Source organism: Blastomonas natatoria (assembly GCF_003201955.1).
GTDB lineage: Bacteria > Pseudomonadota > Alphaproteobacteria > Sphingomonadales > Sphingomonadaceae > Blastomonas > Blastomonas natatoria.
Map to the genome: position 1 here is coordinate 1 of NZ_QJJM01000001.1, position 18,103 is coordinate 18,103.

15 protein-coding genes are annotated in these 18,103 nt (G+C 64.2%); 11 read left to right on the forward strand and 4 right to left on the reverse strand.

Annotated elements, in window-relative coordinates:
- The 5 genes from C7451_RS00005 to C7451_RS00025 all read left to right on the forward strand — a co-directional run.
- On the forward strand, positions 1-694 hold a 694-nt coding region (locus C7451_RS00005; RefSeq protein WP_146215254.1), incomplete at its 5' end, for a DDE-type integrase/transposase/recombinase.
- Positions 695-778: 84 nt separating this feature from the next.
- Positions 779-1,411, forward strand: coding sequence for a DUF3526 domain-containing protein (locus tag C7451_RS00010; RefSeq protein WP_244181442.1), 633 nt, complete (start codon positions 779-781; stop codon positions 1,409-1,411).
- Positions 1,408-2,661 carry a DUF3526 domain-containing protein gene (locus C7451_RS00015; RefSeq protein WP_110296947.1) on the forward strand — a complete coding sequence of 418 codons (1,254 nt, stop codon included), beginning with the start codon at positions 1,408-1,410 and terminating at the stop codon, positions 2,659-2,661. Before C7451_RS00010 ends, C7451_RS00015 begins: the two co-directional genes overlap by 4 nt.
- Positions 2,579-4,546 carry a TonB-dependent receptor domain-containing protein gene (locus C7451_RS00020; protein ID WP_110296948.1) on the forward strand — a complete coding sequence of 656 codons (1,968 nt, stop codon included), beginning with the start codon at positions 2,579-2,581 and terminating at the stop codon, positions 4,544-4,546. The genes C7451_RS00015 and C7451_RS00020 overlap by 83 nt, the downstream gene beginning before the upstream one ends.
- Before the next feature lie 104 nt (positions 4,547-4,650).
- Positions 4,651-6,783 carry a S46 family peptidase gene (locus tag C7451_RS00025; RefSeq protein WP_110296949.1) on the forward strand — a complete coding sequence of 711 codons (2,133 nt, stop codon included), beginning with the start codon at positions 4,651-4,653 and terminating at the stop codon, positions 6,781-6,783.
- Between the two features lie 21 nt (positions 6,784-6,804).
- Here C7451_RS00025 and C7451_RS00030 read toward each other — a convergent pair whose 3' ends face one another.
- Positions 6,805-8,259 carry a lipopolysaccharide biosynthesis protein gene (locus C7451_RS00030; protein ID WP_110297383.1) on the reverse strand — a complete coding sequence of 485 codons (1,455 nt, stop codon included), beginning with the start codon at positions 8,257-8,259 and terminating at the stop codon, positions 6,805-6,807.
- 288 nt (positions 8,260-8,547) lie between these two features.
- On the opposite strand from C7451_RS00030, the gene C7451_RS00035 reads away from it, so the two are divergent.
- The 4 genes from C7451_RS00035 (at position 8,548) to C7451_RS00050 (ending at position 10,791) form a co-directional block, all read left to right on the forward strand.
- Positions 8,548-8,823 carry a hypothetical protein gene (locus C7451_RS00035; protein ID WP_110296950.1) on the forward strand — a complete coding sequence of 92 codons (276 nt, stop codon included), beginning with the start codon at positions 8,548-8,550 and terminating at the stop codon, positions 8,821-8,823.
- Positions 8,824-9,025: 202 nt separating this feature from the next.
- Positions 9,026-9,886 (forward strand): DNA/RNA non-specific endonuclease, encoded by an 861-nt coding sequence (locus C7451_RS00040; protein ID WP_244181444.1) that lies wholly within the window; start codon positions 9,026-9,028, stop codon positions 9,884-9,886.
- Complete coding sequence (locus tag C7451_RS00045) at positions 9,883-10,329, forward strand: hypothetical protein (protein WP_110296951.1); 447 nt, start codon at positions 9,883-9,885, stop codon at positions 10,327-10,329. Before C7451_RS00040 ends, C7451_RS00045 begins: the two co-directional genes overlap by 4 nt.
- Before the next feature lie 42 nt (positions 10,330-10,371).
- Positions 10,372-10,791: a hypothetical protein gene (locus C7451_RS00050; protein WP_146215255.1), complete on the forward strand. Its 420-nt coding sequence runs from the start codon at positions 10,372-10,374 to the stop codon at positions 10,789-10,791.
- A gap of 15 nt (positions 10,792-10,806) precedes the next feature.
- On the opposite strand, the gene ppc is transcribed toward C7451_RS00050, so the two are convergent.
- The gene (gene ppc, locus C7451_RS00055; RefSeq protein WP_110296953.1) at positions 10,807-13,497 is read right to left on the reverse strand and encodes a phosphoenolpyruvate carboxylase; all 2,691 of its coding nucleotides are present in this window, start codon (positions 13,495-13,497) and stop codon (positions 10,807-10,809) included.
- 145 nt (positions 13,498-13,642) lie between these two features.
- Between ppc and C7451_RS00060 the strand changes: the two genes are divergently transcribed.
- Complete coding sequence (locus tag C7451_RS00060; protein WP_110296954.1) at positions 13,643-15,154, forward strand: alkaline phosphatase family protein; 1,512 nt, start codon at positions 13,643-13,645, stop codon at positions 15,152-15,154.
- A 187-nt stretch (positions 15,155-15,341) separates the two neighbouring features.
- Here the strand turns inward: C7451_RS00060 and C7451_RS00065 are convergent, their stop codons facing one another.
- Positions 15,342-16,997, reverse strand: coding sequence for an amidase (locus C7451_RS00065; protein WP_244181446.1), 1,656 nt, complete (start codon positions 16,995-16,997; stop codon positions 15,342-15,344).
- Between the two features lie 55 nt (positions 16,998-17,052).
- Between C7451_RS00065 and C7451_RS00070 the strand changes: the two genes are divergently transcribed.
- Entirely contained in the window at positions 17,053-17,217 is a 165-nt protein-coding gene (locus C7451_RS00070) for a DUF2256 domain-containing protein (protein ID WP_023839412.1), read from the forward strand.
- Here the strand turns inward: C7451_RS00070 and C7451_RS00075 are convergent, their stop codons facing one another.
- Positions 17,218-18,090, reverse strand: coding sequence for an HpcH/HpaI aldolase/citrate lyase family protein (locus C7451_RS00075; protein WP_167398376.1), 873 nt, complete (start codon positions 18,088-18,090; stop codon positions 17,218-17,220).
- Positions 18,091-18,103: the final 13 nt, after the last annotated feature.

Consider the following 18,103-nt stretch of genomic DNA (forward strand, 5'->3'; position numbering starts at 1 on the left):
CCAATACTTTGTGTCCGAAGCTACGGTTTACCGCCTGCTCAAGGCCCACGATCTGATCACCAGCCCGGCATACGTCGTGGTGAAAGCGGCTGATGTGTTCCATACCAAGACGACCCGGCCGAACGAGATGTGGCAGACCGATTTTACCTACTTCAAGATCATCGGGTGGGGCTGGATGTATCTCTCCACCGTGCTCGACGACTTCTCGCGCTACATCATCGCCTGGAAGTTGTGCACCAACATGCGGGCCGAGGATGTGACCGACACGCTGGATGTAGCGTTGGTCGCATCCGGATGCGACAGCGCCACGGTGTTGCACAAGCCCCGGCTGCTCAGCGACAATGGTCCCAGCTACATCGCGGGCGAACTGGCTGAATACATCGAGGCCAACAAGATGAGCCACGTGCGCGGCGCCCCGATGCACCCCCAGACCCAGGGCAAGATCGAGCGCTGGCACCAGACCCTTAAAAACCGCATCCTGCTCGAGAACTACTTCCTGCCCGGCGACCTTGAGGCCCAGATCGAGACCTTCGTCGAGCACTACAACCACCGCCGATACCACGAGAGCCTAAACAACGTGACGCCCGCAGACGCCTACTTCGGCAGGGCACCAGCCATCATCAAACAACGCGAAAGGATCAAGCGACAGACCATTGAACATCGGCGCTTGCAACACCGTAAGCTCGCCGCCTAAAACCCAACAACAGACGAGGCCCGCACTCCGCTAATTTACGCCGCGACCTGTGCCAAATGTTCTGACGACGGACAGCCGAGCCGGGTGGACACCGAATTCGCCATCGCTGCCGACCTGCGGCGCATTGGTGACAGCCACAATCCCAACGACCCGCATTTTGCCGAGTTCAAGGCAATTCTGCTCAAGCGTTATGGAGTCAGCAAGGTCGAGGACTTGCCGTTCAACTATCGCGGCGTGCTCGCGCAGGAAGGCGAGCGGCTGACCTCCGGACTGTTCAAGCGCTATGCTGCGCGTGCCGCCGATATCCAGAATGCGCAGGTCGATCGGCTGACCGTGCTCGGCGTGATCAGCCCGGCGCTCGCGGTGCGCCGCGCCTCGATGACCGGCGCTGCGACCGATCTTGGGACGCATCTGGCGTTCCTCGCCGCCGCCGAAGCCTATCGCTATGACATGGTGCAAAAGCTCAACGGGCTGCAGGCCACTGCGGTCGCCAGCGCCGACGATGCGGCGCGCAGCAAGGATCCGATTGCCGACCGCCGTACCCGCATCTCGGCGGATTTCTGGAAGTCTATCCCCGATTTCGACTTTGCCGCGCCCAGTCCCGCCCAGCGCGCCAGCGCGATGGCGATGCCCCTCGCGGTGCTTGGCCTGTGGGTCGCACTGGCCCTGGCCCTGTTCGCGGTCGCGAGCCGTCGCCTCGAGAGGGCACGCGCATGACCAGTATCTCGCGCGAAATCTGGCTAGTGCTGCGCAGCAGATCCGCGATGCTCGCGCTGCTGCTGCTCGCGATCTGCGCGAGCGCCGCAGTCGGACTTGGTCTTGCAAGCGTCGCGCGTGATCGGGCTGCGATCGACCGCATGCTCGCTGGGCAACCTGTCGAGGAACGCGCGCTTGAGGCATTCGTGGAGGATGCTGGATCGGGCGCCTATTACGGGTTTCAGCCCACCTGGGATGCGCCATCGGACCTTGCCTTTGCCGCACTGGGCAGCCGCGACATCGCGCCCGCCATGCTGCGCGTTCGCTCGCTGGCGCTCGAAGCGCAGATTTACGAGAACGAGGCGGCCAATCCCGAACTCGCGCTGCCGGGCCGGTTCGATCTCGCCTTTGTCGTGATCTATCTTGCGCCGCTGGTGCTCATCGCCTTGTTGCATGATCTGTGGTCGGGCGAGCGGGAAGCCGGGCGCTATCATGCGCTCGCCGCGCTGCCGGGGGCGAACCGGCGGCTGTGGAGCGCGCGCGTACTGGTGCGCGTTGGCGGTGTTCTCCTCGCCCTGCTGCTGCCGTTTCTGGTCGGCGCGCTGATCGCGGGCACTGCACCGCTGCGTGCGACAGGCTTTGCCGGGCTGATCGTGCTGGTAGCGGTGCTTTGGACTGCGATCATTCTGGTCGTCGCACGGCGGGGCGCGCGGTCGGCGGTGCATGCAGCATCGCTCGCAGCGATCTGGTTCGCGCTGACGCTCGTCGCGCCTGCGGGCGCGAATCTTGCCATCAATGCCGCGGTGCCGGTGCCCGACGGGGCAGCGCTGGCGCGCGAGAATCGCGAATATGTTCATGCCGGATGGGATCGTCCGCGCGACCAGACGATGCGCGATTTCCTCAAGCTCTATCCAGGGCTCGCCCCAGGTGCGGCGATCCCGCAAACCTTCAGCTGGAAATGGTATTTCGCCTTCCAGCATCTGGGCGACCTGCATGTCGCCGAGGAATCGCGGGCCTATCGCGAGGGGATCGAAAGGCGTGCCGAGCTTGCCAAGGCTGCCGGATGGCTGTTGCCGCCTGCAGGCCTGGCCCAGGCGATGACCGCACTGGCCCGCACCGATGTCGCCGCCCAGCTTGACTATCAGATGCGCATTCGCGCTTACCACCAGCGCCTGCGCGAGTTCTATTATGATTATCTGTTCAGCGAAAAACCTTTCGGCCCGGAAGACCTGCAGCGCGTTCCGCGCTTCGATCCTGCTATCGGCGGCTAGTCTTTCCCTTTCGTCCGCGGCGCAGGCGCAGCGCGTCACCGACAATGCCGCTGCCGGGGCCGAAGATGCGTTCGGCACCAGCATCGGCAACGAGCGGGTCGGGCTGTACAGTGGTAGCGACGTGCGCGGCTTTTCGCCGGTCACCGCCAACAATATCCGGCTGGAGGGGCTGTATTTCGACCGTCCGGCCTCGTTCACCGATCGCCTCGTGCAGAGCAATGTCGTGCGCGTCGGTCTGACCGCGCAGAACTATCTCTTCCCCGCGCCCACCGGGATCGTCGATTACAAGATCCGCCCGGCGGGCAATGATCTGGTGGTCAGCACCATGCTGGGCCTCAACAGCTGGGGCGGCGGCAGGCTGGAAATCGACACACAGATACCGGTGATCAAGGACAGGCTCAGCCTGGTGGCGGGCGCAGCCGGTTTTGTCGACGAGCTCGCTCCCGGCAACCAGTCCTTCTTCGGGTCCTATGCGCTGGCAGCGCGCTGGAAGCCGGGGCGCAATATCGAGGTGATCCCCTTCTGGAGCCGGATAGACCTGTACAATCGCGAGGCCGCGCCGCTGTACACGCCGGAAGGCGCGTTCCTGCCGCCCAGGATCGAGCGACGGAAATTCCCCGGACCCGAATGGGCGGACCAGCGCAATACGGTGCAGCATTACGGCGCGCTGACCAAGGCGGGGCTGGGGAGTGGCTGGGATCTGGCAGCGGGGCTGTTCCGATCGACGTCCGACAGCGCGACCAATTTCGCGACCAATTTCACGGCGCTGCGCCCCGACGGCACGGCGGTGCGTCGCATCACCAGCGACCCACCGCTGTCGCTCGCCGGAACCAGCGGCGAATTGCGGATCAGCAAGAGCTTCATCGAGGGCCCGCGCCGTCATACCCTGCATGCCGCGCTGCGCGGGCGCGAGCGGGTGAGCCGCTATGGCGGCGGGGCATCGGTGACCTATGCGCGGGCGCCGGTCGACGAGCTGCTGGATGCGCCCGAGCCCGATTTTCGCTTCAATCCGCAGACCGGCGAGACGGTGCGTCAGGCGATTGCGGGCATCGCTTACGACGGGCGCTGGCAGGGTGTCGGCGGGCTGAGCGTCGGACTTCAGCATACCTGGTATCGCAAGCGCGTCGATCGCCCCGGCGCGCCGCTGGCGCGCACCGACGATGAGGCCTGGTTGCCCAATGTCACCGCGTCGATCGAGGCCACGAAGCGGCTCGCCTTCTACGGCGGCTTTACCAAAGGGCTGGAAGAAAGCGGCATCGCGCCCGACAATGCCGCGAACCGGACCGAGGCGCTGCCCGCCATCCTGACCAGCCAGGTCGATGCCGGGCTGCGCTGGAAGATTCCGGGCGGAATGAGCTTGGTCGCGGGCCTTTTCGATGTGCGCAAACCCTATTTTGCGGCCGACAGCGCCAATCTGTTCCGCGAACTGGGCGATGTCCGCCATCGCGGTGTCGAACTTTCCGCAACCGGCACTCTGGTGCCCCGGCTGACCGTGGTGGCAGGCGCGGTGCTGATGAAGCCGCGCGTCACCGGCGAAGCCGTGGAGCAGGGAAGAGTCGGACGCAGGCCCCTGGGTCAGCCTTCGCAGATCCTGACGCTGTCCACGCAGTATGAAGTGCCCGGGCTCGATGGCGTGCAACTCACGCTCAACGTCACGCATCGCGGAACCCGCGCCGCCGATACGCGCAACCTGGTCATCCTGCCCGCGCGCACGATCGTCGATGCGGGTTTTCGCTGGCGGTTCGACCTGGGCGACAATCCCGCGCTGCTCAGGGTTACGATGCTCAATGTCGCCAACACCTATGACCTCGCGCTGATCGGCAGCGGCAGCTATCAGGTGAATGCCCCGCGACAGGTCACGATGTTCCTGACGGTCGATTTCTGAAGCGGCAGCCCGTCTGTATTGACGGCGGCGTTGCCATTCTTGTTCCGCCTGTTGGTCTGGTCTATCTGGCCGCAAGCCAATCAAGGTCTATCGCGGAGTTCTCAATGCGCCATTCTGTTTTGCTTGCGTCTACTGCCCTGCTGCTGGCTGCCCCTGCATGGGCTGAAGAAGGCATGTGGTTGCCGGGACAGACTCCCGCGCTGGGCGACAAGCTGAAGGAGGCGGGGCTTGAGCTTGCGCCTGCGGACCTCGGCAATCTCAAGGTGGCGCCGCTCAACGCCATCGTGTCTCTGGGTGGGTGTTCAGCCTCGTTCGTCAGCCCCGAAGGGCTTGTCGCGACCAATCATCACTGCGTCTATGGCTCGATCCAGTATAACTCGAAGCCGGGCCAGGACTATCTGACCGATGGGTTCCTCGCAAAGACCTATGGCGACGAGCTTCCTGCGGCGCCGGGATCGCGCATCTATGTGATCGAGGATCTGCGCGACGTTACGGCGGCAATGAACAAGGGTGTGACCACCAAATTGTCGGGGATCGAACGCTACAACCGGCTGGAAGCGAACCGCAAGGCGCTGATCTCGGAATGCGAGAAGCAGGCGAACCGTCGGTGCGACGTTCGCCCCTATTTCGGCGGGCAGACCTATTTCCTGCAGCAGCAGCTCGAAATCAAGGACGTGCGGCTGGTCTATGCACCGGCGGGCGGTATCGGCAATTTCGGCGGCGAGACCGACAACTGGCAATGGCCGCGCCATACCGGCGATTTCGGCTTCTACCGCGCCTATGTCGCGCCGGATGGTTCGTCGGTGCCCTATGCGAAGGAAAACGTGCCCTACAAGCCCAAGTCCTGGCTGAAGATCGCCGACAAGCCGCTGCGCGAAGGCGATTTTGTGATGGTCGCAGGCTTCCCCGGCGTGACCCAGCGTCACTGGACCGCTGCCGAAGTGCGCCATAACTTCGAGCAGGTCTATGCCACCGACCAGCAATTGCGCGCCGATTATTCGGCGGCGATCGAAAAGGCAGTCAAAGGCAACAAGGAGGCCGAGATCAAATACGCTTCGATCCTCAAGGGATCGGACAATTACAAGAAGAAGCTGCTCGGCGAGATTGCCGGGGCCGATGCCATCGACCTGCTGGGCCGCAAGGACCGGGCCGATGCGGAATTCCGCGCCTGGGTGGCTGCGGATCCGGCGCGCACCAAGATGTACGGCCAGGCGCTGACCGATCTCGACGCGCTGGTGGCGGAGTCCAACCAGGCGCGGGTCGACAGCCTGCGCCTTGCCACGATCAACCGCGCGCAGCTGCTTACGTCGGCGCAATTGCTGTATCGCTGGGCCAAGGAGCGCGAAAAGCCCGATGCCCAGCGCGAGCCAGGCTATCAGGATCGCGATCGCCTCTCGATGCGCGAACGGCTGACCCAGGTCGAGCGCCGCTTCGATGCGGGTGTCGACCGCGTGCTGTTCGAACAGGCGCTGGGCGAATATGCCAAGGTTGCCGCAGACAAGCGCAACGCGCCGCTGGAAGCGAAGATCGCCGAGATCAGGATGGACCGGCTCTATGGCGATACCCGGCTTGGCAATACGTCTGAACGCATCGGCTGGATGGACAAGCCGGCAGCCGAGTTCGAGGCCTCGAGCGATCCCTTTATCCAGCTCGCCGTCGCTGCCTATCCGGGCCAGAAGGCTGATGAGGACAAGGCCAAGGAACGCGCCGGTCGTCTGCAGGCGGCACGCTCGGCGGTGATGGCGGGACAGATCGCCTTTGCCAAAGAACAGGGCCGCACACTCTATCCCGACGCCAATGGATCGCTGCGCTTCACCTATGGCAAGGTGATGGGCAAGCAGCGCGACGGGCTGATCTGGACGCCGTTCACCACGGCCGAGGGTCTGGTCGCCAAGCAGACCGGCCGCGGTGAGTTCGACGCGCCCAAGGCCGCGATCGACAAGTTGAAGGCGCGCGATTTCGGGCGCTATGCCGACGCGAAGCTGGGCACGCTGCCGGTCGATTTTCTCTCCACCGTCGACATTACCAACGGCAATTCGGGGTCGGCCACGCTCAATGCGCGCGGCGAATTTGTCGGTCTGGCGTTCGATGGCACGCTTGACGGCGTGGTGTCGGACTGGTCGTACGATGCCGCGATCAACCGCACCATCCATGTCGACAGCCGCTTCATGCTGTGGACGATGGACAAGGTGGATGGCGCGCAGCGCCTGCTCACCGAAATGGGTGTCGGCCAGTAAGGTTTCCTGTCAAGGGCAGCGCTATTCGGCGCTGTCCTTGCGGGTGCGGAACAGCTCTCGGTCTTCGGGTCCGAACCCGCGCCGCCAGATCACCCAGCCATAGACGCCCAGAATGGCGGGGATGCCGAAGGCGAGTTCGGCCCATTCGGGCAGCTTGGTAAAGCCCCAGCCCACGGCGGTCGCTGCTGCCCCCGCCCATACGAGGGCCCAGCGCCAGCCATTGACCGGCGCACCGAGCAGCTTCGAGAGCAGCCGCGCCTTGACGATCGAAGCGAAACCGAGGGCCAGTGCCAGTGCCAGCGCGACGCTCGCCGCCTGGAACAGCGGTGGCAGGCCCAGCGCCTGGGCGCTCAGGATCAGCGCGACGCTCAATCCGCCCTGCAGCGCCAGCATGGCGAGCGAGATCATCAGGTTGCGGTGGCGCGCGATATAGACCAGCGCAGCCTCGCTCACTGCTGCAGTTGCCGCGACGACCTCTGCCGCCAGCAGAAAGGCCAGCGCGCCCGTACCTCCGACGAAATTCGGTCCCACCAGGCCCATCACCCCTTCGCCCGGAATGCCGAGCGCCAGGGCAACGCCCAGTTGCGCGGCAATGATCCAGAAACCGACCTGGCTGACCTGGCGAGCGATCTCGGCCATCTTGCCGCTCTGCAGGTTGCGCGCGATCACCGGGCCCAGGATGGGGTCGAAGCTGGTCTTGAGCTTCTGCGGCAGACTGGCGACCTGTTGCGCGATGTAATAGACGCCGACCACCGCTGGTGCTGCGAACAGCCCCAGCACGGCAAGATCGAGGCGGCGGCTGCCCCATTCGATCGCATCTGCAGCGGCCAGCGGAGCGTTGCGCCGCGCCATGCGGAGCAGCTTGAGCGGGCGCGGCATCCAGCCTGCAGGCATCCCGTAGTTGCGCAGCATGGGAATGATCGAGGCGATGAATGCCGCCACCATCGAGGCGATATAGGACAGTATCAGGCCGTCGGTCGGCGTTAGATAATAGAAGATCCAGGCGGTGATGCTGATCGTCCAGGGCTCGATGATCGAGCGCGCGCGGACCGTTGCGGCTATGTCGAACCGATAGGCGAGCGCCGCCAGCGCCACGTCCGATCCGGCCACGGCAAAGATCACCAGCGGCAGCAGCCGGTCGATCTCGCCTGCGGTGCTGTTGGGGAACATGATCTCGGGCAGCAGCATCAACCCTGTCGCGGCAATGGCCGAGGCGACGAAGCTGACCAGCATGCCGTCGGCGACCACCTGGGCGTGGGGACGCGACGTACGGGCGAGCTGGGCGGCCAGGCCGCGCTTCAGCCCGAGCGTGGCAAGCTGCGCGGCGAATTCGACGACCAGAATGGCATAGGCGAAGCGGCCCAGCGCCTCGGCTCCGTAAAGGCGCCCGGCGATGAAAAGAAACGGCAGGCGCGCCGCCAGGCGGAGCAGAAAGCCGAAGAAATTGGTACGCCCGCCCTTGGCCAGCGCCTGGATGTCTCCGCCCTGTCTGGGATCATCGCCCGATTGCGCGGCGGCATCCGGCCCGGATGCAGCATCCGGTGACTCGGGTCTGTTGTGCGGCGGCGATGATGTCAAAACAGGATTTCCAGGGCCAATCAGGCAAGCTCTTAAGCAGCTTTGCGGTGCTTTGGCTAGGCGGCGCGTGTCCGGGCAGCGAGCGCTGCGGCTCCAGGAAAATTTTTACAAGGCGTTGCAACCCTCCAACGCCCCACCCGTAGAGGCCTTCATGCATTGTGCATCAACAGGGAAGTGGAGCGAAATATGCGTAAACTGATTCTCACCAGCGTCGCCAGCATCGGCCTCATCAGCCTCGGCGCGTGCCAGAGCGAACAGGCCGACCAGGTCGAAGACCAGGCCGAAGCCCAGGCTGACGCGATCGACGACATGGCCGATCAGGCTCCGACCGAAGCCCAGGAAGATGCCCTGGAAAACCAGGCTGACGCGGTGGAAGCGGCTGGCGAAGAAAAGGCCAACGCAATGGATGACAACGGCGAAATCGCTCCCAGCGAAGTTCCCGGAACCACTCCGAACCAGTAAACCTTCCCCTTCGAAGGTAACAGGCGGCGGCGGATCGAAAGGTCCGCCGCCGTTTTTTGTTTGTCATCACAAAAGTCATAGAGATGCATCCGAAACGGACCAATCAGGTGCTGTGAACAGGCTCAGAATGCCAGCCCGTGATTGACTTGTTGGAAAATGTTGCTGATATGTTCTTGCCGTTTTTCCTGACAGGAGCGGCAAGATGCGGGATTCGGCGCATGGGCAGCAAAGCGGCTTTGCGATCTGGATGCGAACAGGGCGCTGGCCGAATCCCGAGGCGAGCGCCGGGATCGAGCGCAAGTTCAATCCTTGGCACGATCCCGACGACGGGCGCTTCACCTTCGCAGGCCAGGGTCGGCATCATGGGTCGGGCGGCGCAAGGTCCGCGGCGACGGCACCACGCAAGCGTAGCTCGATCAATCCAGGCGGGGGATCATTTGGCGGTGCGGGTGCCAGTGGCTCGTTCGGAAAGCCGGCACCGGTCAAGCCAAAGCCTAGGCCAGCGCCACAAAAGCGCCGGCATCTGCCGGGCAGTCTTCCTGCCAAACCCGCTCCATGGCCAAGGCCCCCTGTCAGGCCTGCGCCAGTCCAGCCTGTCAGAACGCCTCCGCTGCGACCCGTCAAGCGCAACGGATATACATATCACCTCGATAAAAGGGGCGACCCGCACGAAATCGAGGTTCCGAAGCTGGGCACCGAAGCGAAGACGCCACGCTCACGATCGGCGCAGCGGAATGCGGGCAAGCCTGACCGGCTCCCCACCGATGACGGTGGTCATTTCATCGCACATCGGTTCAACGGGCCCAATGACGCCTTCAACCATTTTGCGCAGGACAGGTCGTCGAACCGTGGCCGTTACCGCGTGGTCGAGCAGATATGGGCCGACGCTCAAGCCGAAGGCAAGGATGTGTCGTTCAAGATGAAGATCGACTATCCAAAAGGATCAAGACGGCCTGACTTCGTCCATATCTGGTATAGCACTGGAGGGCCGACCATTTATGAAAAGATAGATAATCGGCCCGGCCACTCACCAGTCAAGCTTAAATCACGGAGGAAAAAATGAGCGACTGGATGACCGAGATGGCTGACATCATTCATGATGTCGCTTGCAATCTTGTCCGCAAACATGGAGCCGACAATCGAGGAATCCTCGTTTTGGCTGACCTTGACGGCGGCGTCCGTTATTCGGTTTATGTAGGTAGGCAACGATTTGTGGAGTATATCTTCGTCACCGAAGACGAGTTCACAAATGTCGATCTTCTCAATGATCTCAGGTTCGTGCCACCACCTGACAAGGTGCCGCTGGGAATCGAGATTTTCATCAAGGACGGAGGAGCATCCTCAAAGATCGTGTATCCACAGGATGTGCCCGAAGATCAGCTGCCTTATGATGACCGAGAGTCATTTGTCATTTCCTATTTCGGGGATTTTCCGATCAGATATCCGCCCATGCCCAGCGACGCGCAGAAACTTCCTCGCACGGGATGGCGTACAAAGATGCGCTGAGCGACGGGCAGAGCCGTGCCTAGCGTACGACAGGGGGAAACAATGTGGAACGTGGGGCCCAGGCGATGGAAAGGCGAACTGATTGCTGATCTCGTCTCGACCCTGCGCGCAGAGAGCAGCTTCAGTCCCCTCGGCACGCTCCTAATTGCAGCGGTCGAAAGCCGATACATGAGCCTCGCGCGGTTCTTGGATCGTGGCAGCTATGTCGCTTTCGCTCAGCCCGATTATGAAAAGTATCGCGACACGCTGCTAGAGCTCTGGGCCATGGAGCCGCTCAGCAGCCGCTGGGACGAAATGCATTGTCTTGTCCGTGGCGGCGACACGCGGATCACGTATCTATACCCCGAGGATATCGTGACCGACGTTCCCGAGCTCGACCGCTGCTGCGACGCAGCCCAGGCCGTGTTCGGCTTGAAAAAGATCGTTTTTCCGCACGGTCGTGGCAGCACTCAGATCAGATAGCGTTGCCGATACCCATCACCCGCTGTTCCTCAGCGCCGTCGCGATCGCGTTGATCGAGAGCTGGATGCCTTCGGAAATGCGCTCGTCCGCCTCGCCTGCGCGGTGGCGCTTGATCAGCTCGATCTGCAGCAGGTTCAAAGGCTCGATATAGGGCAGGCGCAGGCGGATCGAGGTGTCGAGCGCGGGGTTGTTCGCCAGCAGCCGCGGCTGGCCGGTGATGCTCAGCAGACTGTCGTGCGCAGCGTTCCAGCCTGAGCGGATTTCCCCGAATACATGCTCGCGCAAGGCCTCGTCGGGCACAAGTCCTGCATAATGACGCGCGATGGTCATGTCCGATTTGGCGAGCACCATTTCCATATTGCCGAGCAGCGCCTGGAAAAAGGGCCAGCCCTGCGCCATCGCGGCGAGCAGCCCCTTGTCGGCAAAGCCGCCCAGTGCTTGTCCCACGCCATACCAGCCGGGCAGCATGATGCGCGCCTGCGCCCAGCTGAATACCCAGGGAATGGCGCGCAGATCCTCGATCCGCTGGCTCTTGGAGCGGCTGGCAGGGCGCGATCCGATCTTCAGATCGGCAATCTCGCTGATCGGGGTAGCCGCGCGGAAGAACTGGTTGAACCCTTCGGTGCCGTAGACCAGATCGCGATAGGTGCGGAAGGCATCGCGCGAGATCATGTCCATCGCGGCGGCAAAGCGCGTCTCGTCGGCCTCGCTGACCCCGTCATGGTCGAGCGTCGCGATCAGGGCGGCCGAGGTGATCGCCTCGAGATTGAGCTCGGCACTCTCGACCGTGCCGTACTTTGCGGCGATGACCTCGCCCTGTTCGGTGATGCGGATGCGGCCCTGCACCGTGCCCCTGGGCTGCGCGCGGATGGCGGCGAAGCTTGACCCGCCGCCGCGCCCGACTGCGCCGCCACGGCCGTGGAACAGCTGCATCGCGATGCCGGTTTCGGCGAAAACCTTCGCCAGCGCGCGGCTGGCATGGTTGAGCGACCAGGTGGAGGTGAGATAGCCGCCATCCTTGTTGCTGTCCGAATAGCCGACCATCACCTCCTGATAGCCGCGCGCCTTGACCAGCGCGGCGATCTCGGGCAGCGCGAAATACGCGCGCATGATCTGCGGCGCGTTCTCCAGGTCGCCGATCGTCTCGAACAGCGGAACCGCCATGATCGCGGCCTGCGGTACGGCACCGGGGCGATAGAGACCGGCTTCCTTGAGCAGCAGGTTCACCTCGAGCATGTCCGACACGCTTTCGGCCTTGCTGATATTGTACGCGGTGATCGATTGCGGCCCGTACCGCGCGTGCGCCTGTGCCGCTGCCTCGACGATCGCGAGTTCCTTGACCGTTTCCTCGCCATAATCGTGCCAGCGATTGATCAGCAGCCGTGAGTGACCCAGCTCGGCACGCAGCAGCGCGATGCGCGCCGCCTCGTCGAGCGCGGAATAATCGGGGCAGACGCCCGCGACCTTGAGCAGCTCGCCGACGACGCGCTCGTGCACATCGCTGTTCTGGCGCAGGTCGAGCGTCGCGAGGTGGAAACCGAAGATTTCGACCGCGCGGATCAACCGGCCCAGCGCGCCGCCGCTTGCCAGAATTCCGGCGCCATTATCCGCCAGGCCATTGGCAAGCACCACCAGATCGCGCCGCAGATCGCCCGGGCTCGCATAAGCCTCGCCATCGATCGCGGAAGGCCGCGGCGGCTGCTTGCCGGTGAGCGCAACATGCGTGGCGCATAGCCGCGCATAGATGCCAGCGAGCGCGCGGCGATAGGGCTCGTCGGCGCGGCTGGGGGCGTTGTCGCCGCTGCTTTCCGCCAGTTCCAGAACGGCAGAAGGCGTGTTCGACAGACCGGTGGCGATGCTGAGATCCTGGCCGAGTGCATGGACGCCGTCGAGATAGTGGACGAGCGCGGTTTCGGCCTGCCGTCCCAGCGCATGGCGCAGCGCTTCTGCGGTGACAAAGGGGTTGCCGTCGCGGTCGCCACCGATCCAGCTGCCCAGCCGCAGGAAGGCGGGCGGACGGTGGCCCAGCACGCGCTCCCACCGGGCATAGAGCATCGGCAGCACCGGCAGGAACACGTCCTGCATATAGGCGCGCGCATTCTCCACTTCGTCGGCAACGAACAGCCGCTCGCGGCGCAAGGGCCGTGTCTGCCAGAGCAGCGCGATCTGGCGGTGCAACGCCTCGTCGATCCGATCGCCGCTGGGTGTCTCGTCAAGCCCCGCATCGCGCAGCTTCATCAGGTCCGCGACGCGGTTCTTGTGGTCGATCATCGACTTGCGGCGGACCTCGGTGGGGTGTGCGGTCAGCACCGGGACGATAAGGCTATGGGCCAGCAGATCGTTGATCGCTTCATCGGCAACGCCATTCTGGCGCAGCCGTTCGACGGCCTCCGCAACGGTCGCCCCGTTTTCCTGCGCAACGCCCTGCCGGTCCTCGGCCAGATTGGCGAGCATCGAGAACAGCATGAATCCGCGCACGAAGGACAACGTATCGTCAAGGTTCAGCGCCTCGAGCCCGGTATCGATCTCGTCCGCGCCAGCAATGCCGCGATGGCGATCGACGCTGGCGGAGCGGATATATTCGGTCTGGCGGAACAGCTTTTCGCCACCATAGGCACGGATGACGTCGCCCAATATCCGCCCCAGATAGCGGATATCGGGGTTCTGACTGATCGGGGCGAGGGAAGCGGTGTCAATATCGGCCATGCAACGATGCTGCAATGCAAAATGGCTGCGGTCAAGCCTGTCTGTCAAACGGCTGCAATCGTTTGCGTTACGGACGGCCTGAAAAGTCTCGAATTTGTCATGGCTTCGTGACACAGCGACACCGCTATTGAAGGAGTCCCGTTGCATGAACCGTCCACTCGCCGCCCTGCTGTGCCTGGCCGCTCTGTCCGCCACACCCGCGCTGGCCCAGCACAATGCGCCCAAGGAAGCCGCACCCGACAAGGAGCGGGGCGAGCAGACCGCAGCCGATTATGCCGCGCAGGGTCAGGAGCAGTTGCAGGCACGGCTCGCGATGCAGGCGCGCAACGGCAAGGCCAAGAACCTCATCATCTTCATCGGCGACGGCATGGGGGTGAGCACGCTCACCGCAGGTCGCATCTGGCAGGGCCAGAAGGCCGGGCGTGACGGTGAATCGACCGAAACCGCGATCGACGCCATGCCCTATTCCGCGCTGGTCAAAACCTATAGCCATGACTTTCAGGTGGCCGATTCCGCCGCGACCGCGACGGCGCTGGTCACCGGTACCAAAACGCGCTCGGGCATTCTCTCGGTGACGCCGGCGGCGCTGCGCGGCAAGTGCGAGACGGCGGCGGGCAAGGACGTGCCGACCCTTTTCGAACAGGCGGAAGGCGCAGGCAAGGCACTTGGCCTCATCTCGACCGCGCGCATCACCCATGCAACACCAGCCTCGACCTATGCGCACAGCGTCGATCGCAACTGGGAGGCGGACAGCGAGCTTCCCGCCGGTGCGACCTGTCATGACATCGCGCGCCAGCTGGTCGAATGGCCGCATGCCAGGGGGCTGAAGCTTGTGCTCGGCGGTGGCCGCGCCGCGTTCATGCCCAAGGACCAGACCGATCCCGAATATGCAGGCAAGAAGGGCAGCCGCGCCGATGGCCGCGACCTGATCGCCGAATGGAAGAAGAAGCATCCCAAGGGCCAGTATATCTGGAACGCGGCGCAATTCGCGGCGCTGAACCCGGCGGACAACGCGCCGGTCATGGGCCTGTTCGAACCCAGCCATATGCAGTTCGAGGCGGATCGCGCGAACGACCAGGCGGGCGAACCTTCGCTGGCGGAGATGGTCGAGCTGGCAGTCAAGAAGCTGGGATCGTCAGAGCAGGGCTATGTGCTGATGGTCGAAGGCGGGCGCATCGACCATGCGCATCATGGCGGCAATGCGCACCGCGCGCTCGACGATACGATCGCGTTCGATGCGGCCATCGCCAGGGCGCTGGAGATGGTGAACCTGGACGAGACGCTGGTACTGGTCACCGCCGATCACAGCCATGTCTTCACCATCGCCGGCTATCCGCCGCGCGGCAACTCGATCTTCGGGCTGGCGAGCGTGACCGAGGACGGCGAGCCGATCACCGCCAAGGACGGCAAGGCGTACACGACATTGGGCTATGCCAACGGTCCCGGTGCCAAGGTGGGCGAACAGCGCGCCGATCCGGCTGAGGAGGATACCGAAGCGCTGAACTATCTGCAGCAGTCGCTCGTCCCGACCTCGGGCGAGACGCATGGCGGCGAGGATGTCGTGCTCAAGGCGGCCGGCCCGCAGGCGCAGCTGTTCCACGGCACGATCGAACAGCACACGATCTATCACATCGCGAAGCACATTCTGGGGCTGTGACTCCCTCAAAATCCTCCCCCAGCTTGCAGGGGGAGGGGGACCGCCCGCACAGCGGGTGGTGGAGGGGCAGCGAGTGCGTGCAACGATCAAATGACGTGCCATCTCGCTTCCCCTCCACCACCGACCTTCGATCGGTGGTCCCCCTCCCCGAGACAAGCTCGGGGAGGATTTCGGTGAGGGCGAGCGGCTACTTCCCTATCGGATCCGCCTTGGCGTCCGCACTGTCGGCGTAAGTGGGCGCGACACGCGCCTTGCTGGCCTGTTCGAAGGCATAGCCGGCCTTGATCACCGCATGGTCCTGCCACTGGCCACCGATGATCGACAGGCCGACGGGCAGCCCGGCAACATAGCCCATCGGCACGGTGATATGCGGATAGCCCGCGACCGCGGGCAACTGGCTCTGGCTTGGACCGATGCTGTGATCGCCATTGACCAGATCGCTGACCCAGGCGGGGGCATTGCTGGGGCCGACCAGGAAGCGGACATTGTGCGTCTTCAGCAGCTTGTCGATCCCTTCCGCCCCCGCGAGCCGCTTCGACTTGGAGAGCGCCTCCTTGTACTCGGGGTCGTCCGGCCCCTTCTCGCTCTCGCCCAGATCGAACAGCGACTGGTCGAACCAGGCCAGTTCGGTTTCCGCGTTCGCTGCGTTGAACGCGATCACGTCCTTCAGCGTGCGCACGGTCACCTGCGGAGGCGTGGTCGCGAGATAGGCGTTGAGGTCGGCCTTGAGCTCGGTCATCAGCACCTTGAACTCGGCCTCGCCCAACCCGTCGAGCCCAGAGTGGCTGTCCGCGATCTCGACCAGTTCGGCTCCTGCGGCCTTCAGCTTCTCCAGCGCCTGCGCAAACGCCGCCTGCACGCGCGCATTGCCGCCGCGCCGGTCCATCAGCACGCCGATCCGCACACCTTTCAGATAATCGGACGAAAGATCGGCCGCATAGTCGGTCTTGCGCTTGTCGGCTTCGGCAGTTGCCGGATCGGCGGGGTCGGTCCCGGCCAGCGCGGTCAGCAGCAGCGCCGCATCGGTGACCGAGCGCGCCATCGGGCCTGCGGTGTCCTGGCTATGGCTGATCGGAATCACATGCGTACGCGACACGAGGCCGAGCGTGGGCTTGAACCCGACCAGGCCGTTGATGGACGAGGGGCAGATGATCGACCCATCTGTCTCGGTACCTATGGTTGCCGCCGCGAGGCTCGCCGCTGCTGCCGCACCGCTGCCCGAGGAAGAACCGCAGGCATTGCGATCGAGCGCATAGGGGTTCTTCACCAGCCCGCCGACGCTCGACCATCCGCTGACCGAATCGTTCGAGCGGATGTTCGCCCATTGCGACAGGTTGGTCTTGCCCAGGATGATCGCACCTGCCGCGCGCAGCCTTGCCACCAGCGGCGCATCGCGGTCGGTGACATTGGCGAGCAACGCCGTCGATCCGGCGGTGGTGGGGACGGGGCCCTTGGCTTCGATATTGTCCTTGATCAGCACTGGAATGCCATGCAGCGGGCCGCGCAGTTTTCCGGCCTTGCGTTCGGCGTCGAGGGTGCGGGCGTCCTCGATCGCGCCGGGCATGACAGCGATCACGCTGTTGAGCATCGGTCCCTGGCGGTCCAGCGTTGCAATTCGATCCATATAGGCCCGGACCAGTTCCTCGCTGCTGACCGCGCCGGTCCGGAGCATCGCGGCGAGTTCGGAGATCGATTTCTCCTCGACCTGAACCGCCAAGCGCGCGATGCGCGGCGGCTCGGTCTGGGCGTGGGCAGCGATGGGGGCGAGGGCGGCAAGAGCCAGGGCAAGGGTGCGCATGGGCGCCACGATAGCGCGCACCGGCGGCCCGGCAAGATGGGGCATGCGATTTTTGCGCTGCCTCTGGCGCACGCCCCCGCCCACGCCCATATCCCCGATCATGCCGGACAAGCGTTATACCAAGTCGACTCTGCCCGAGAAGGTCTGCGAGGCGTGCGGCAGGCCCTTTGCCTGGCGCAAGAAATGGGCGCGCGACTGGGACAATGTGAAGACCTGTTCCGAGCGCTGCAAGGGCGATCTCAGGCGCAAGAACCGCGCGGGATAATCAGGCCGAAGCGGCAATTCGCTCCGCGATTGCCACCAGCTGCCGCGCCTGTTCCAGATGGAGCAGTTCGGCCATTCTGCCTTCGACCCTGATCGCGCCCTTGCCGGCATTTTCGGGCAGCGCAAAAGCGGCAATGACGGCATGCGCCCAGGCGAGTTCCTCGTCGCTGGGGGAGAAGACGGCGTTGCAGGGCTCGACCTGATCGGGATGGATCAGCGTCTTGCCATCAAAGCCGAACAGCAGCCCCTGGCGCGCCTCGGCCTCGAACACGGCCAGATCGCGAAACTCGTTGCACACCCCGTCGAGTATCGCGACGCCGTGCGCGCGCGCGGCGGCTACCGCAAATGTCAGGATCGGCAGGAAGGGCGTGCGCTCGGGCGTCAGCCGCGCCCGCATTTCCTTGGCCAGATCGTTCACGCCCATGACGAAGGTCGACAGCCGCGTCGAACGGCCCAGCGCGGCGAGTGCGTCGAGATGCGGAAGGACCGCGCAGGTCTCGATCATCGCCCATAGCCTCAGCCGCGACGGCGCGTCGGCGAGCGCGGCGTTGCACGCGGTGATGTCGCTCGGGCGATTGACCTTGGGTACCAGCACGCCGTCCACGTCCGCCTGCGCGACAGCGGCGACGTCATCCTGACCCCAGGGCGTATCGAGCGCGTTGACGCGGATGATCAGTTCGCGATGCCCGAAGCCGCCTTCTGCCGCCGCCGCGATCGCTGCTTCTCGCGCAATCTCCTTGGCCTCGGGCGCGACCGCGTCTTCCAGATCGAGGATGATGACATCGGCAGGCAGGCTGCGCGCCTTGGCCAGGGCCCGTGCGTTGGATGCGGGCATGTAGAGCGCGCTGCGACGGGGTCTTGCGATGTCGGACATGGAGCCTCCTGCC

Bases quoted from the DNA above. Each gene is read 5' to 3' on its own strand.
- C7451_RS00060 (WP_110296954.1), top strand. From the start codon at position 13,643: ATGAACCGTCCACTCGCCGCCCTGCTGTGCCTGGCCGCTCTGTCCGCC.
- ppc (WP_110296953.1), bottom strand. From the start codon at position 13,497: ATGGCCGATATTGACACCGCTTCCCTCGCCCCGATCAGTCAGAACCCC.
- C7451_RS00035 (WP_110296950.1), top strand. From the start codon at position 8,548: ATGCGTAAACTGATTCTCACCAGCGTCGCCAGCATCGGCCTCATCAGC.
- C7451_RS00050 (WP_146215255.1), top strand. From the start codon at position 10,372: ATGTGGAACGTGGGGCCCAGGCGATGGAAAGGCGAACTGATTGCTGAT.
- C7451_RS00065 (WP_244181446.1), bottom strand. From the start codon at position 16,997: ATGCCCCATCTTGCCGGGCCGCCGGTGCGCGCTATCGTGGCGCCCATG.
- C7451_RS00075 (WP_167398376.1), bottom strand. From the start codon at position 18,090: ATGTCCGACATCGCAAGACCCCGTCGCAGCGCGCTCTACATGCCCGCA.
- C7451_RS00040 (WP_244181444.1), top strand. From the start codon at position 9,026: ATGCGGGATTCGGCGCATGGGCAGCAAAGCGGCTTTGCGATCTGGATG.
- C7451_RS00070 (WP_023839412.1), top strand. From the start codon at position 17,053: ATGCCGGACAAGCGTTATACCAAGTCGACTCTGCCCGAGAAGGTCTGC.
- C7451_RS00045 (WP_110296951.1), top strand. From the start codon at position 9,883: ATGAGCGACTGGATGACCGAGATGGCTGACATCATTCATGATGTCGCT.
- C7451_RS00015 (WP_110296947.1), top strand. From the start codon at position 1,408: ATGACCAGTATCTCGCGCGAAATCTGGCTAGTGCTGCGCAGCAGATCC.
- C7451_RS00020 (WP_110296948.1), top strand. From the start codon at position 2,579: ATGATTATCTGTTCAGCGAAAAACCTTTCGGCCCGGAAGACCTGCAGC.
- C7451_RS00025 (WP_110296949.1), top strand. From the start codon at position 4,651: ATGCGCCATTCTGTTTTGCTTGCGTCTACTGCCCTGCTGCTGGCTGCC.